The sequence below is a fragment of the Nocardioides terrae genome, from assembly GCF_900112345.1.
Taxonomy (GTDB): Bacteria; Actinomycetota; Actinomycetes; order Propionibacteriales; family Nocardioidaceae; genus Nocardioides; species Nocardioides terrae.
In genome coordinates this window covers 71,855-86,789 of the sequence record NZ_FOLB01000003.1, presented here as the reverse complement: position 1 = coordinate 86,789, position 14,935 = coordinate 71,855, and the positions used below count along the sequence as shown (strand labels likewise).

14 protein-coding genes are annotated in these 14,935 nt (G+C 72.7%); 7 read left to right on the top strand and 7 right to left on the bottom strand.

What is annotated here, in order from left to right; translation table 11 throughout:
- Positions 1-23: 23 nt before the first annotated feature.
- Positions 24-2,600: an ATP-binding protein gene (locus tag BM236_RS05185; protein ID WP_175507554.1), complete on the bottom strand. Its 2,577-nt coding sequence runs from the start codon at positions 2,598-2,600 to the stop codon at positions 24-26.
- A gap of 71 nt (positions 2,601-2,671) precedes the next feature.
- Here BM236_RS05185 and BM236_RS05180 point away from each other — a divergent pair, with 71 nt between their 5' ends.
- From BM236_RS05180 to BM236_RS05165, 4 genes are all read left to right on the top strand, one after another.
- Positions 2,672-3,058 (top strand): hypothetical protein, encoded by a 387-nt coding sequence (locus BM236_RS05180; RefSeq protein ID WP_139230028.1) that lies wholly within the window; start codon positions 2,672-2,674, stop codon positions 3,056-3,058.
- Positions 3,058-3,519, top strand: coding sequence for a PaaI family thioesterase (locus BM236_RS05175; protein WP_091121515.1), 462 nt, complete (start codon positions 3,058-3,060; stop codon positions 3,517-3,519). Before BM236_RS05180 ends, BM236_RS05175 begins: the two co-directional genes overlap by 1 nt.
- 241 nt (positions 3,520-3,760) lie before the next feature.
- Entirely contained in the window at positions 3,761-4,225 is a 465-nt protein-coding gene (locus tag BM236_RS05170) for a DUF222 domain-containing protein (protein ID WP_091121026.1), read from the top strand.
- Positions 4,188-4,991, top strand: coding sequence for an HNH endonuclease signature motif containing protein (locus tag BM236_RS05165; protein WP_139230027.1), 804 nt, complete (start codon positions 4,188-4,190; stop codon positions 4,989-4,991). The genes BM236_RS05170 and BM236_RS05165 overlap by 38 nt, the downstream gene beginning before the upstream one ends.
- 35 nt (positions 4,992-5,026) lie before the next feature.
- On the opposite strand, the gene BM236_RS05160 is transcribed toward BM236_RS05165, so the two are convergent.
- Positions 5,027-5,401 (bottom strand): YciI family protein, encoded by a 375-nt coding sequence (locus tag BM236_RS05160; protein WP_091121021.1) that lies wholly within the window; start codon positions 5,399-5,401, stop codon positions 5,027-5,029.
- Between the two features lie 318 nt (positions 5,402-5,719).
- On the opposite strand from BM236_RS05160, the gene BM236_RS05155 reads away from it, so the two are divergent.
- Positions 5,720-7,624 (top strand): pectate lyase family protein, encoded by a 1,905-nt coding sequence (locus tag BM236_RS05155; protein ID WP_091121018.1) that lies wholly within the window; start codon positions 5,720-5,722, stop codon positions 7,622-7,624.
- Positions 7,625-7,639: 15 nt separating this feature from the next.
- Here the strand turns inward: BM236_RS05155 and BM236_RS05150 are convergent, their stop codons facing one another.
- Both BM236_RS05150 and BM236_RS05145 read right to left on the bottom strand, forming a co-directional pair.
- Positions 7,640-10,186, bottom strand: coding sequence for an ABC transporter permease (locus BM236_RS05150; RefSeq protein ID WP_091121017.1), 2,547 nt, complete (start codon positions 10,184-10,186; stop codon positions 7,640-7,642).
- A gap of 9 nt (positions 10,187-10,195) precedes the next feature.
- Entirely contained in the window at positions 10,196-10,957 is a 762-nt protein-coding gene (locus BM236_RS05145) for an ABC transporter ATP-binding protein (RefSeq protein WP_217645236.1), read from the bottom strand.
- A gap of 183 nt (positions 10,958-11,140) precedes the next feature.
- On the opposite strand from BM236_RS05145, the gene BM236_RS05140 reads away from it, so the two are divergent.
- Positions 11,141-11,341 (top strand): hypothetical protein, encoded by a 201-nt coding sequence (locus BM236_RS05140; protein WP_091121012.1) that lies wholly within the window; start codon positions 11,141-11,143, stop codon positions 11,339-11,341.
- Between the two features lie 59 nt (positions 11,342-11,400).
- Positions 11,401-11,913 carry a metallophosphoesterase family protein gene (locus tag BM236_RS05135; RefSeq protein ID WP_091121010.1) on the top strand — a complete coding sequence of 171 codons (513 nt, stop codon included), beginning with the start codon at positions 11,401-11,403 and terminating at the stop codon, positions 11,911-11,913.
- A 10-nt stretch (positions 11,914-11,923) separates the two neighbouring features.
- On the opposite strand, the gene BM236_RS05130 is transcribed toward BM236_RS05135, so the two are convergent.
- From BM236_RS05130 to BM236_RS05120, 3 genes are read right to left on the bottom strand one after another with little or no spacing between them, the layout of a single operon-like run.
- On the bottom strand, positions 11,924-12,418 hold the full coding sequence (locus BM236_RS05130; protein ID WP_091121008.1) for a beta-class carbonic anhydrase: 495 nt from the start codon (positions 12,416-12,418) through the stop codon (positions 11,924-11,926).
- A gap of 11 nt (positions 12,419-12,429) precedes the next feature.
- On the bottom strand, positions 12,430-14,235 hold the full coding sequence (locus BM236_RS05125) for an MFS transporter (protein WP_091121006.1): 1,806 nt from the start codon (positions 14,233-14,235) through the stop codon (positions 12,430-12,432).
- Positions 14,232-14,930: an LppX_LprAFG lipoprotein gene (locus BM236_RS05120; protein ID WP_091121004.1), complete on the bottom strand. Its 699-nt coding sequence runs from the start codon at positions 14,928-14,930 to the stop codon at positions 14,232-14,234. Before BM236_RS05120 ends, BM236_RS05125 begins: the two co-directional genes overlap by 4 nt.
- Between the last annotated feature and the right edge of the window lie 5 nt (positions 14,931-14,935).

The following is a 14,935-nucleotide window of genomic DNA, read 5'->3' as shown; positions in this document are numbered from 1 at the left end:
CTGCCCGGATGGGTGACGGATGCCTATGTTTCGCCGGTCTCCGCGGTCAGCAGCCCGTGCCGGTGCGCGGCGGCCACCGCCTCGCGCCGGTTGGCGACGCCCAGCTTGGCCAGCACAGCCGAGACGTGGTGGTCGACCGTGCGGACCGAGATGAAGAGCTGCTGCGCGATCTCGTCGTTGGTGGCGCCGCCGCAGAGCCGCTCGAGGATCTCCTGCTCGCGTCGGGTGAGGCCGAGCGGATGGGCCCGCGTCGTCGCGCGGCCGCCGAGGGGGACGGCACGAAGTCCCGCCTCGCGCATCCGCTGACGGGTGCGGTCGGCGGCCGCCCGGGCGCCCAGCGCCTCGAAGCGGGCGAGCGCTTCGCGCAGCCCCGTCTCGGTCGCTGAGTCGAGGAGCACGGCGGCGGCGGCGTACGGCGAGCCGAGGGACTCGAACGCCGCCACGGCGGCCGACGTGTCACCGCGCAGCCAGGACGCCCACGGCTCGAGGGACACCTCGGGATGGGGCAGGCCGAGTCGCCGCTGCCAGGTCGCGACGAGCCCCTGGCTGGTCGGCCCGAACCGCAGCGCCGCGTACGACGCCCGGCGGACGTGCTCGGCGGCGGTGTCGTCGTCCCCTGCGAGCCACGCGTGCTCGGCGAGCAGGAGCTGCGCGGGCAGCCGCCACTGCGGGTCGCCGATGCCGTCCGCCGCCCGGCTCGCCTCGAGCGCCAGGTCGGCGGCGTCCTCGCCGCGTCGGACGAGGATCCGTGCCAGGCTGACGGTGGCGTGCAGCCGGTTGGGGAACGACAGGGTGACCTTGGCCAGGTGCCGCCGGGCCAGGGCCACCGCCTCGTCCCAGTGACCGGTCATCTCGAGGATCCGGACCCGCTCGCCGACCAGGCCGTTGGCATACGTCGGCACGTCGCGCTGCTCGCAGTAGGCCAGGCCTTCAGCGAGCACCGTCTCCGCCTCGGCGAACCGGAACTGGTCGGCCAGCCCGTCCACCCAGGCCGTGTAGGCACCGCCCGCCTGACGCGGGTGGCCGGCGTCGAGGGCGACGTGGAGCGCCTGGCGCATCGGCCCCTCCCACGGTCGCCCCTGGGCCCGCAGCGCTCCTGCCTCGATGCGCAGCGCGTCGCTCCGGACGTCGGGGAGCCCGAGCCGGGCGGCCAGGTCGGCGGCCTTCTCGGCCAGGCTGAGGGCGGGCAGGTTCTGCCCGTCGAGCAGGTAGGCGCCGGCCATGTTGGTCGCCGACCGGGCGAACTGTGGGCTGTCGCCGTACGGCTCGACGAGGGCCAGTGCGGAGCGCGAGCTGCCCATCGAGCCGCGCCCGTCGCACAGGTGCCACAGCGCACGGCTCAGGCGGCACAGCGTGTCGCCCTCGCGCAGGCTGTCGCCGAGCGCGTGCCACACCTCCAGGGCGGTCCGGCAGTGCGCCGCCGACTCCTCCCACTGGTCGACCAGCGCGGCCTGCTCGGCCGCCGCGTCGGCGAGGCCCGCCCGGACCTCCGGCGCGGCGCCGACCGCGAAGTCCAGGGCCAGGCGGTAGTGCGCCAGGGCCTCGCGGTGTGACGGCACCGCGGCGGCCAGCTCCGCCGCCAGAGGTGCGTGCGTGAGCACCGCGAACGCCTCGCCGCACGAGGCGGCGTGGTGGGCCAGTCGCACGTGGTCGACGCTGCCGGCGTCGAGCAGCGCCTGGAGGATGGCGCGGTGGACGGGCGGCTGGTGGTGGGCCGGCATGGCCTGCTCGACCGCGCGCCGGGCGATCTCGTGGCGCCACCGCAGCTCCGGTCCGTCGCCGTCGAGCAGCCCGCAGCCGATCAGCTCGTCGATGGCGGCGGGCGGCCCGAGCACGGGGAAGAGGGCCGGCTCGATCCGCAGGCCGACCAGCGCGGCCACGCGAGCGGCGTGCCGACCGTGGTCGGACACCGTGGCCAGACGGGCCAGCACCGCGTCGCGCACCGTGCCGGGCAGACCGTGCGCGGGGCCCCTGAGCACCTCGGAGACGAAGAACGGGTTCCCGCCGGTCAGGTGGTGCACCTCCGCGGCGACGTGCCCCGTGCCCTCGCACAGCAGCGCCACCGCCGCCGGCGTCAGCGGGGGCAGGGTGATCCGGCGCGCGGCGCGCTGGTTGCTGAGCTCGCCGAGGGCCAGCGTCAGCGGGTCGCGGGCGGCGAGCCCGTCGTCCCGGTACGTGGCCACCACGAGCGCCGGAACGTCGCGCAGCCGCCGGGTCAGGAAGCGGAGCAGGTCGAGGGTCGCCTCGTCGGCCCAGTGGACGTCCTCGACGACCAGTACGGTGAACTCCGCGGCGAGCTCGGCGAGGATGCCCTGGAACAGCCGCTCACGCGGTGCCGCGTCGCCGGTCAGGTCGGCGAGCAGGCCGGTGAGCGGCTCGATGTCGTGGACCGGCCCGAGGGGGCGGGGGGTGAAGAGGCCGTCGCAGGCGCCCCACCACCAGCGCGCATCCGGAACGGCCTGCTCGAGCTCCTCGAGCAGGCTGGACTTGCCGATGCCCGCCTCACCCGAGATGAGGACGAACCGGCCGTTCCGTTGTCGCGCCTCAGCGGCGTAGTCCCCGAGTGAACGCAGCTGGAGCGACCGCTCCGCCAGCGGCACCTTCGGATTCTCGCCGCTGCCCACCGCCCCGGCAAGGCGATCCGCCTGAGGTCCCCTCTATGGTGGGCGGCGTGGACCAGAAGGCCCGCCGCGCAGCGGTCACGAAGGCGCTCCGCGCCCGGAAGGTGGCGCTGCGCAAGGGGCACTGGCGCATCCCCGGGCCGGAGATCACGTGGATCGTCGACCTGCGCGCCGACGGGCCGGCGCCCGCTGCCGCGATGCGCTTCGAGATCGGGGCGTGGGCGAGCGCGCTAGGTCCCGAGCCGGACGGCGGCGCGGTCGACTGCGCGCTGCTGGCCGACGTACTGCTGGAGGGGGAGGCGGGAGCGGCCGCGACCGCGCTCGTCGACCGTCTCGCTGAGCTTGGCACCGTCGAGTCGCTGGCCGCGGCCCGGTCGCGCGGCGACTTCGCCGATGCGTACGTCGACCGGGACCTGCGCGAGCTGATGGGGGAGTGATGACGTCGATCCAGGACACGTGGTTCCCGGAGCTGACCTGCTTCGGCTGCGGGCCGGCCAACGCCGACGGGCTGCAGCTGAAGAGCCACGCGGCCGGCGAGTTCGGAGCGACGGCGACGTTCCTGCCTTGGCCGCAGCACGACAACGGGCTGGGCTACCTCAACGGCGGCATCATCGCCACGCTGCTCGACTGCCACAGCGCGGCGGCCGTCGTCCACGTCGCGCACGGCCACGACTGGCCGCCGTTGCCCGGAGCTGCGCTGCCCTACGTCACCGCCGGCCTCGACGTGCGTTACCGCCGACCGGCGCCGCTGACCGAGCCGGTCTCGCTGGTCGCCGACGTGACGGCGGCGAGCGAGGACGAGATGACCTGCGAGGTCACCCTCGAGTGGGACGGCAAGGTGCGCGCCCAGGGCACGGCGCTCTGGAAGCGCTGGCGTCCGCGCAGACCTTCGCGCTGACCTTCGCGCTCCTCCTGGGTCGTGTCTCGGCTGCCTCACGAGCCCCATGCGGGGCCGGTTGTGGTCCACAGGGCTGCTTCCGGGTTGCGTTGTCCACAGGGCTTCGCGCTGCGTCGTCTGAGCGTCGAGGACCGTCGGTGGTCGAGGGGATGATCCTCGGTATCGGATCTTCTCTCGGGAGTGCGCATGACCGCAGCGGACATGGAGCCACCACACCGGCCGGCGCTCGCGCGCGCATCAGGTGCACCGGTTCCTGGGCCGGCTGCACGAGGTGCTCGACGGCGTGGACTCCGACCGGGTGTGGGCACTGTCGGCCGTGGAGCTGGGTGAGTGTCTGCGGGAGGCGTACGCCGCCCAGGCCCGCCTCGCCGAGCTCACCCTGGCCCTGCTCGCGCAGGCGGGGTCGTCGGGTCTGGCCGCCCACGACGGAGCCGTGTCCCTACCCGCGTGGTTGCGGGAGCAGGTGCGTCTCGCGCCGGGGGCGGCGAAGCGGGAGGTCACGCTCGCCGACGCGCTGGCCGAGCGGCGGCTGGTCCGCGAGGGCCTGGCCGCGGGCGCGTTTCCGGTCGCCTCCGCCGCGGTGGTCGTGGACGCGCTCGACGCCCTCCCGCCCGAGGTGGACGCCGACGTGGCGGTGCGGGCGGAGCAGCACCTGGTCGGGGAGGCCCATGCTCACGACACCGGTGTGCTGCGTCGGGATCGCTGACCATCTCGACGAGGTGCTCGACCCCCACGGCGCGGATCGGCGCCTGGCCGTCCAGCTGGCCCGCGCCGAAGCCCTGGCGGCGCGTCGGGCGTTCTGCCGGTTGCGGCACGACGAGACCACGCAGACCACCGACGGGGTCTTTCGGATCCCGCTGGTGCAGGGGGTGCGGTTGCAGCGGATGTTGGAGGCGCTGCTCAACCCCGGCCGCCCCGACCCGATCGATCCGGTCGACCCCGAGACCGGGGTTCGACTCTCGGCCGAGGAGCTGCGGGGGCGGGCGTTGGCCGAGCTGGTCGACCGCATCCCGAAGGGCACGCTGCCTCGGACGGGTGGGTGTGACCCGGTCGTGGTCGTCACCCTGGACCTGGCGACCCTCCTCGGCGGCCTGAAGGCCGCCCGTTTGGATACCGGGGACGTGGTCAGTCCCGGCACCGCCCGGCGGCTCGCGGCCCGCTGCGGGATCATCCCGGCCGTGCTGGGTTCGAGCGGCGAGGTCCTCGACCTGGGCCGCAAGGCCAGGCTCTTCACCAAGAAGCAGCGTTTGGCGATGAACGTGCAGCAGGGCGGCGTGTGCGCGGTCGAGGGCTGCGCACGACCCGCCGCCTGGGCGGACGCCCACCACCTCCACCAGTGGCAGCACGGCGGCAGGACCGACCTCGCGGACGGGGTGCTGGTCTGCCGGCCCCACCACACCTACGCCGACCACCCCGACTACCGGGTCGAACGCCTACGCCCCGGCCACATCCGCCTCCACCGACGCCAATAGACAGCGTTGGACACCGCTCGTCGGGGACCGGTGCCTCACAAGCCGAGCACGGCGGCCTGCATCGAGCCTGCCTTGAAGCGGCGCACCTCCTGTGGCCAGCCGCACCCTTCGGCCACGCGCCCCGCCCACCTGCGGGCGGACTCGTCGTCGGGCACGTCCACGATGGTCAGCCCGCCGAGCCACTCCTTGGTCTCCGCGAACGGCCCGTCGGTGAAGACCAGCTCGCCACTCGTGGCGTCCGCGCTTGCCGCTTCCTCGAGCTCCTCGACCAGTCCGCCGGCGTACACGAGGACGCCCTGGTCCTGCATCTCTCGGATGACCGCCGTGGCCGGTTCGACGCGGCCCTCGAACCAGCTCTCGTCGTGGTCGCCGACCCACTGCTGGTTGAAGAAGATGAGGTAATGAGCCATCCCTGCTCCCTTCATCGGGCAGGCCTGATGCCTGCCGCTACCTACGCTACGAACGGGAGCGGGCCGATCCGACAGCCGCGCCGGCCGAATTTGACGACGCGTCGGTCATTCAGGGGTCAGGTGGCATCCGCCCAGCAGGCGCTTGTTCAACGGCTCCCACCGGTGCTGCCACCGCTGGACGTCCGTGTCAGGCGCTAGGCCAGGGTGCACCCCGCCGCCGGCGATGTCACCCCCGTGGGACGCATCGCGCGAGTGGGTGGCTCACTTACCCGAAACTGGTCCTTGTGCCACAGCACGGCACAGGAGGATTCTCCGAGCATGACGCTCCGGACTGTTCTCGGGCGGCGCGCGGGGCGGCGTACGCCTCTCGCCCTGTCCGCTGTCGCCGCCCTGGCCATCGCGCTCCTCGGAGCCGCACCCGCACCCGCTCGAGCAGCCGCCCATGAGGCGAGCGCCCACACCGCGGCAGCGCCACTGGTCGCGGCGAAGCGCGCGCCCGGTGCGCCCGACCTGGGCCCGAACGCCTACGTGTTCGACCCGTCGATGGCGGTGAGCCAGATCCAGGCGACCGTGGATGCGGTCGCGGCACAGCAGCTGGCCAACCAGTTCGGGACGCAGCGCTACGCCCTGCTGTTCAAGCCGGGCACCTACGGCACGGCGGCCGAGCCGCTGAACTTCCAGGTCGGTTACTACACCGAGGTCGCCGGCCTCGGCCGCGACCCGGGCGACGTCGTCATCAACGGCTCGGTCGACGTCTACAACCAGTGCGACAACGGCAACTGCATCGCCCTCAACAACTTCTGGCGATCACTGTCCAACCTCACGATCCACGTGACCAACCCCGACGCGGGCTGCTACACGGGCGAGTTCTGGGCGGTCTCCCAGGCAGCGCCGATGCGCCGCGTCCACGTCGACGGCAACACCACGCTGATGGACTACTGCACCGGGCCGTCGTTCGCGAGCGGCGGGTTCATCGCCGACTCGCAGTTCACCGGCGGCACCGTCGTCAACGGGTCCCAGCAGCAGTTCTACGTGCGCAGCTCCGACCTCGACGGGTGGTCCAACAGCGTCTGGAACCAGGTCTTCTCCGGTGACCTGGGCGCTCCGGCCGAGTGCTTCGAGTGCGCGCCCGCCACCTACTACACGACCTTCGCGACCACCCCGGTGACGCGCGAGAAGCCCTACCTCTACGTCACCGACGCCGGGCAGTGGCGCGTCTTCGTGCCCGCGACCCAGCGCGAGGCTCGCGGGACGACCTGGGCGGCGGGCTCGACGCCGGGACACTCCCGCCCCCTGTCGGACTTCTACGTCGCCCGCCCCGGTGACTCGATCGCCACCATCAACAACCAGCTCTCCCGAGGCCGCGACCTCCTGCTCACCCCGGGTGTGTACGACGTCCCGCGGACCATCGACGTGAAGCGAGCCGACACGGTAGTGCTCGGACTCGGCCTGGCGACCCTGACCGCCCAGGGCGGCGCGACGGCGGTGTCCGTGGCCGACGTCCCCGGCGTCGACCTGGCCGGCTTCACCGTCGACGCCGGGCCGGTGACGTCACCGACCCTCGTGCGGCTGGGCAAGGCCCACGGCAACAACCACCGCGACGACCCGCGCGACCCGACGGCGCTGCAGGACGTGTTCTTCCGGATCGGCGGACCCCACGCCGGCCGCGCCGAGACCAGCCTGGAGGTCAACAGCAGCAACGTGCTGCTCGACGACATCTGGGCCTGGCGGGCCGACCATGGCACAGGCGTCGGCTGGACCGAGAACACGGCGCGCACCGGAGTCGTGGTCAACGGCGACGACGTCACCGCCACCGGGCTGTTCGTCGAGCACTACCAGGGCTTCCAGGTGATCTGGAACGGCGAGCGCGGGTCGGTCACGTTCTTCCAGAGCGAACTGCCCTACGACGTGCCGAGCCAGGCCGCGTGGCGGTCGTCGCCGACCACCGACGGCTTCGCTGCGGTCAAGGTCGCCGACGACGTACGGTCCTTCCAGGGCGCCGGGATGGGGACCTACAGCTTCTTCAACCAGGGCGTCGACGTCTTCGCCGACCACGCCTACGAGGTGCCCACCAGGGCCGGCGTGCGCCTGCACGACCTGCTGACGATCTTCCTCGACCCCGCCAACGGGAGCGGCGGGATCCGTCACGTCGTCAACGACACGGGCGGGTCCTCGACGATCGCCAACCCCGATGTGCCGGTGACGGTCGTCGACTACCCCTAGACCTGCCCGAGCCGATCACTCCGTCGCGATCGCCCGCAGTACGTCCAGCCGCGAGGCGCGGACGGCGGGGATCACGGCCGCGAGAACGCCGACCACGACCGCGATCACGAGGAACACCACGAGCTGGCCGAGCGGCAGTCCGAGGCTCGTGAGGTCGTCGGACAGGGCCTGGCGCAGCAGCACGCCGAAGACGAGGCCGAGGACCATGCCGAGCACCGCGCCGAGCACGGCGATCGCGACCGACTCCAGCGTGACCATCCGGCGCAGCTGGCGACGGGTGAGTCCGATCGCCCGGAGCAGGCCCAGCTCGCGGGTCCGCTCGAGGACGCTGAGGCCGAGGGTGTTCACGATGCCGATGACGGCGATCACGATCGCCAGGGCGAGCAGCCCGTAGATCATGTAGAGCAGCTGGTTGACCTGACCGCGGACCGAGTCGCGGAAGTCGTCCTTGTCCTGGACGTTGACGATGGGCAGCGGCTCGACGACCTTGGCGAGGGCGCGCTGGACGGTCGCGGCGTCCGCGCCCTGCGCCAGTCGGATGCTCACCGACGAGTCCTGGCGCTGCACGCCCACCGACTCGAGGTCGTCGAGGCTGATGTTGATCTGACCGGCCACCTGGCTCGGCTCGATGACGCCCACCACCGTCGGCGTCAGCGTCCCACCGCCGGGGAAGCTCAGCGTGAACCGGCTGCCGACCCGCCAGTGGTGCTTGTCGGCGGCGTCCTTCGACACGAACGCCTCCCCGGGCTGGAGCGTCGTGCGGCCGCTGCGCACGTCGAGGTCGTAGATCCTGCTGAACCGGTCGTCGTTGGCGGCGATGAAGGTGGAGCTGCCGTCGACGCCGCCGAGCTTGGCGGCGAGGAACTGCTGGCGCGACATGATGCCCACCCCGGGCACGTGCTCGAGCTTGTCGCCCACGCCGGTCGAGAACGGCGTGAACGCCACGCTCTGCACCACGAAGTCGGCGTTGAACTGCTCGTCGACCAGGTCGTCGACCGAGCTGTTCAACGAGGCGGCGAGCACACCGATCAGGGAGACCAGCGCCAGCCCGATCATGAGGGCCGACGCGGTGGCACCGGTGCGGCGCGGGTCCCGCAGCGCATTCTCGCCGGCGAGCTGGCCGGGCGTGCCGAAGAGGCGACGGAAGACGCTGCGGCACACGACCAGGACGGGATGCCCGAGCGCGGCGCTGATGGCGGCGACGGTGAGGATCCAGAGCACCGCCCCGACGCCGATCCAGGCCGCGTCGTTGCCGGGCGGGTCGAACAGCCCGGCGACCGCGATCGCGGCACCGAGGAGCAGGACCACGGCCCCGATGAGGGTACGCCGACGCAGCGAGCGCTCCTTCGGGACGAGGTCGGCCCGCATCGCGGCCACGGGCGGCACCTTGGCCGCCCGCCGCGCGGGCAAGTAGGCGGCGACCAGGGTGACGAGCACGCCGACGACGTAGCTCAGCACGATCGTGCGCGGCGTCAGCGTGAGCGAGCTGGCGGCGATGTCGAGCCCGAACTGGCGGAACAGCGCCGCCAGGCCGCGCGCCAGCGCCAGCCCCAGTGCGACACCGACCGTGGTGGCCACGAGCCCGGTGACCAGCGCCTCGATCAGGACCGATCCGGTGACCTGGCGTCGGGAGGCGCCGAGAGCACGCACCAACGCCAGCTCTCGGGTGCGCTGGGCGACGAGGATCGAGAAGGTGTTGACGATGATGAAGCCGCCGACGATCACCGCGATGATCGCGAAGACCAGGAGGAACGTCGAGATCACGCCGAGGAACTGACCGATGGCGTCCTGCGACTGGTCGACGACGGTGTCACCGGTGACGGCGGTGAAGCCGTCCGGCAGCACCGTCTTGGCGGCCGCGACGAGCCGGGCCTGGCTGACCCCGTCGGCCGCGGTGAGGTTCACCGAGGTGAACGCGTCCCGACCACCCAGGAACATCTGCTGGGCGCCGGGGGTGGAGAAGATGACGAGGACGGCCCCCGCCGTACCCCCTCCGTTGAAGTCGGCGGTGCCGACCAGGCTGAGGGTGCGGGACAGGTCGCCGTTCGGTGCGATCACCCTCACCTGGTCGCCGACGTGGTAGCCGCCCCGGTCCGCGGCGTTGTGGTCGAGCAGCACCTCCTCGGGCTGCTCGGGCCAGCGCCCGTCCCGCAGCTCGAGGATCGGCTCGCCGAGCATGTTGACCGAGCCGGCGTGGTTGAAGGCGAGCGTGGGCGCGCCCTGCCCGCCGACGAGCTTCCCGGCGCCGTCGAGCAGGAAGAGCCCGGTGCCGTCGACGCTCCCGTCGGCAGCCGCGACCTCGGGAAGATCGGCCAACCGGCTCACGTCGGCCGGGGTGACCGTGAGCGTCGAGGGGGCGGACTGGCCGAACGACTCGGTGCCGATCGGCCGCACCACGGCGTCGGGCGTGGAGCCCTTGATGATGTTGTCGAAGGTGTTGCTCAGGCCGTGGCTGAAGATCAGCACCCCGGACAGGAAGGCCACGCCGAGCACGATCGCGAGGGCGCTCATCACCAGCCGCACCTTGCGGGCGAGCAGGTTGCGCAGGGTCAGCCGCAGCATCGCGAGCCCTCAGTCGACCAGGTTCATGGCGGCCGACTGCAGCGCAGCCATGTGCTCGAGCACCTGCTCGCGGTCGGGGTCGGCGAGCTCGTCGACGACCCGGCCGTCGGCGAGGAACACGACGCGGTCGCAGTACGACGCCGCCACGGCGTCGTGGGTGACCATGACGACGGTCTGCCCGAACTCGTCGACGCTGCGCCGCAGGAACGCCAGGATCTCGCCCGACGAGGTGCTGTCGAGGTTGCCGGTCGGCTCGTCGGCGAAGACGATCCGCGGCTTGCTGACCAGCGCTCGCGCGCAGGCGACCCGCTGCTGCTGGCCGCCGGAGAGCTCGCTGGGGCGGTGACCGAGCCGGTCGCGCAGCCCCACGGCGTCGATGACGGTGTCGAACCACGCCTCGTCCGGCCTGCGGCCGGCGAGCGAGAGGGGGAGGAGGATGTTCTCCCGCGCGGTCAGGGTCGGGATGAGGTTGAAGGCCTGGAAGACGAAGCCGATCCGTTCGCGGCGCAGCGTGGTGAGCCGGGTGTCGTTCAGGGTGCTCAGGTCGACCCCGTCCACGACCGCCTTGCCGGACGTGGGCGCGTTGAGGGCGGCGAGGCAGTGCATCAGCGTCGACTTGCCGGACCCCGACGGACCCATCACGGCGGTGAACTGACCGGCGTGGAGGTCGAGGGTCACCCCGTCGAGGGCGCGCACCTCGGAGTCACCTGATCCGTAGGTCTTGTGCAGGTCGACGGTGCTGGCGGCCACTGCTGTTTCGACGTCGGTCACCGGACCACTCTGACGGACCGGGCCCGCGGGTGGCTACGGGAATTGTCCCTGAGCCGCCCCTGGCCGTCGGACCGGTCGACGTCCCGTCGCGACCAGCCGCACACCGACCTCTGGCCTGGCCCGTATCACCGGGCGCCGCGTCGTGCTCCTGTCCCGAAAGCAGCAAGCCTGACGGAGGACGAGATGGACACGACGCTGTGCCCCGAGTGCGGCGCGCTGGCCGAGGTGCAGTGGCGCGAGGTCATGGAGAGCACCGACGGCCCGGTCGAGCACGCCAAGATCACCTGCGTACGCCGGCACTGGTTCCTGTTGCCGGTCGAGCATCTCGTGCAGCCCCACGTGCCGGCACCGCGGCGGGCATCCCTCACCGACGAGCGCCGCTGACGAGCGTCGCCGACGTCCACCGGCCCAGCGACCGGACGAGCGGCGGGTTGAATGGCTGCATGCCGTCGCGCCTGCTCGTCATCTCCGACACGCACCTGCCCCGACGGGCACGCGACCTGCCGGCGGAGGTCTGGGCCGAGGTCGACGCCGCCGATGTCGTGGTCCACGCCGGCGACTGGGTCGACGTGGCGCTGCTCGACCGGCTCGAGGAACGCGCGCGCCGGCTCGTCGGCGTGTTCGGTAACAACGACCACGGCGTCCTGCGCGAGCGGCTCCCCGAGGTGGCCCGGGCGGAGGTCGAGGGGCTGCGACTGGGCGTCGTGCACGAGACCGGACCGGCGCAGGGTCGCGAGCGGCGCTGCGCCGAGCTCTACCCGGACCTCGACGTGCTGTTCTTCGGCCACAGCCACATCCCGTGGGACAGCACCACGTCGACCGGGCTCCGGCTGCTCAACCCCGGCTCGCCGACCGACCGCCGCCGGCAGCCGTTCTGCACCTACCTGACGGCGGTCGCCGCGGGCGGCCGGCTCGAGGAGGTCACCCTCCACCGGCTCCCGCCGCGGACGGCCTGAGCGGCCCGGGTCAGACCTTCTGGTCGAGGCGGCCCGAGTCCACGTCGTACATGAAGCCGCCCACCGCCACGGTGTCGGGGATCAGCGGGTGGGAGCGGACCTTGGCGACGTCCTCGGTCAGCGCGCGGACCTGGTCGTCCACAACGCTCAGCGGCAGCCAGGAGGCGTCCTGGCCGCTCGACTCGCCGATCCGGGCGCGCAGCTCGCTCTCGCTGTTGCTCGCCATCGCGCAGCGGGTGTGCGGGATGACGAGGATCCGCTGCACGTTGAGGAGGTGGGCGCCGAGGACCAGGGCCTCCATCGCCGCGACCGTGACGCGGCCACCCGGGTTGCGGAAGATCTTGGCGTCGCCGGGCTTGAGGCCGAGCATGCCCAGCGGGTCGATACGGCTGTCCATGCACGTCACGATGGCCACGCCCGCTCGGGCGACGCCGTCGAAGCCCTTGAGCTGGAAGTCGGCGGCGTAGTCGGCATTGGCGGACAGGAGGTCGTCGAAGTCACCCATGGCCGTTGAATCTAGCCGAGGGTCTGAAGCACCGACGCGGTGTCCACCCCTCGGGTACGCGCCCCGCGCAGGAGCACCAGCCCGAGCGCGGCGGCGACCAGCGCGGCGACCGCGGCGCCTACGAAGACCGTCTGCTCCTGGGTGACCCCTGCGGCACGGATCAGGTCGCTGAACGCGTCGCACCGGCTGGCGCCGTCGCACACCTCACGGACCGGGGGCAGGTCGGCCTGCTCGGCGTAGTAGCGGCGCAGCCCCAGCGTGGTCAGACCGGCGACCCCCACGAGCATGCCGACCATCCGCGCGACGACGACGAGCGCGCCGGCCAGACCGTGCACGGCGTGGTCGGTGGTGGCGAGCACGGCGGCGTTGACCGGCGGCAGCGCGAGCCCGAACCCGAGCCCGCCGATCACGAGCGGCAGCGTCGCACTCCACGAGGTCAGGCTGTCCGGCCCCCAGGTGGACATCCACCAGAACCCGGCGGCGGCGAGCAGCATGCCGACGGCGGTGACGGCGCCGGCCGGCAGGTGCCGGACGAGCAGGCCGCCGATCACGGCGCCGACCGGCAGCGCGACCAGGAAGCGGACCAGGACGAGAGCGGCCAGCAGCTGGCTGTCGGGATAGGCCGTCGACCGCGCGAAGAGCGGCACGTCGATGAGCGCCGCGACCAGGGCGGCGCCGACGAAGAACGACACCGCCACCGACCCCCAGGCGGGGCGGGCGCCGATGGCGCCGTGGGGGATCAGCGGCGCATCGGCCCGGCGCAGGTGCACGACGAGCGCAACGGTCGCAAGCGCCGTGGCGAGGAGGTACCAGCCGCCCTGCGCCGACATCGCCTGCGCCTTGGGATCGGCCGTCGCGAAGGCGAGGACCACGCCGCCGAGCGCGATCGCGAGCAGTACGGAGCCCGGCAGGTCGGCCTCCCGGGCGCTGGCGTACCACCCGCGCAGGCCGATCAGTGGCCTGCGCGCGGTGAGGCACCGGACGATGAGCAGCACCCCGGCGGCGATCGTGGTCAGGCCCAGCGGCGTCATCCAGTCCGACGTGCCCGTCGCCGGGATCCACAGCCGGCCCCAGGTGAGGTCTTGGACCAGGCTCGTCGGCCGGACCCGGAGGACCACGGCCGCGGCGACCATGATCGCCAGCAGGGCCGCTCCGATCCGGTCCGGGCGGTTCGTCGAGGTATGCAGGGAAGTCGTCGCTCCCCGGGCGGAACTCCGCACGGGAAGCGGGGGTTCGGCTGCATACCGCGACGAACCAGCAGACCGGCGTACGAGCACCGCCAGCACGACACCCACCACCAGGTTGACCGCGAAGATCGCCCGCCAGTCCGCGACGGCGAGGATCACCGCTCCGAAGAGCGGGCCGAGCACCGAGCCGAGCTCCTGCACGGCGGAGACGATCCCGAGGGGGACGCCGCGCCGCTCGACCGGGTAGAGGTCGGCGACGAGGGCGAGGGTCGCCGGGACGAGCGCGCCACCGCCGACGCCTTGCAGGAACCGTCCGGTCACCATCATCGGCAGGTCGTAGGCGAGTGCGGTGACCAGCGACCCGAAGGCGAAGACGACGAGACCGGCGACCAGCACGGGCGGCCGGCCGCGGAGGTCGGCGATACGCCCGATGAGCGGCAGCATGGCGACGTACCCCAGCAGGAAGCCGGAGACGATCGGTGCACCCTTCTGGAGCTGCTCCACCGACAGGCCGACGCCGTGCATGATGTCGGGCAGGGCCAGGACGACCACGTAGGTGTCGGCGGCGGCGAACGCGACCGCGACCGCGGCCAGCGCCAGCAGACCGCGGCCCGCCCGGACGGTCGTCACGGGGCGGTGATGTCCTTCTCGGTGCCGTAGTCGTCGACGGTCACGGTGTAGGTCTCGGACGCGCCGGTGCCGTAGAAGTCGCCCGTGAGCACGGCCTCGCGGAGCTGGTCGTCGGCGGTGAGCGTGTAGGTCGCGTCGACGTCGCCCGCGACCGAGGGCACGAACGCCTTCGCCGCCGAGGCGGGCAGCGTGCCCGAGTAGGAGGTCAGGACCTCCTTGTTGCCCTCGCCACCGCGGACCGAGTCGCCCCGCTTCGGGTCGGTGGTGGCGGTGAGCATCGAGGAGAGCCCGCGGTCGGGCGACATCAGCGCCGCCGGGTCCGGCGCGCCGTAGTCGGTGGGGTCGATGTCCTGCCAGCCGCTGGTCAGCGGCAGCTGCGCGTAGACCTTGCCGTCGACGGCGATCACGGGGACCTCCGGCTTGAGCCCGGCGATCTGGACGACGATCTTGCCGTCGAAGGCGGGCGCGTCGGTGAGGGTGCCGCTGCCGGACAGCAGCCCGCTGATGGTGTCGTCGACGTTCTTGGAGGCGAGGGTGAGGTGGACGCCGCTGGTCTCGTCGAGCGTCTTCTTCGCCGCCGCGAGCGCCTGCTCCGGGGTCTGCGCCGCGTCCTTCTTGTCCGAGGAGCCGTCCTCGCCCGAACAGCCGGCGAGGAGGAGCACGGCCGCGACGGCGGCGAAGGCGGTACGACGCATGGGCG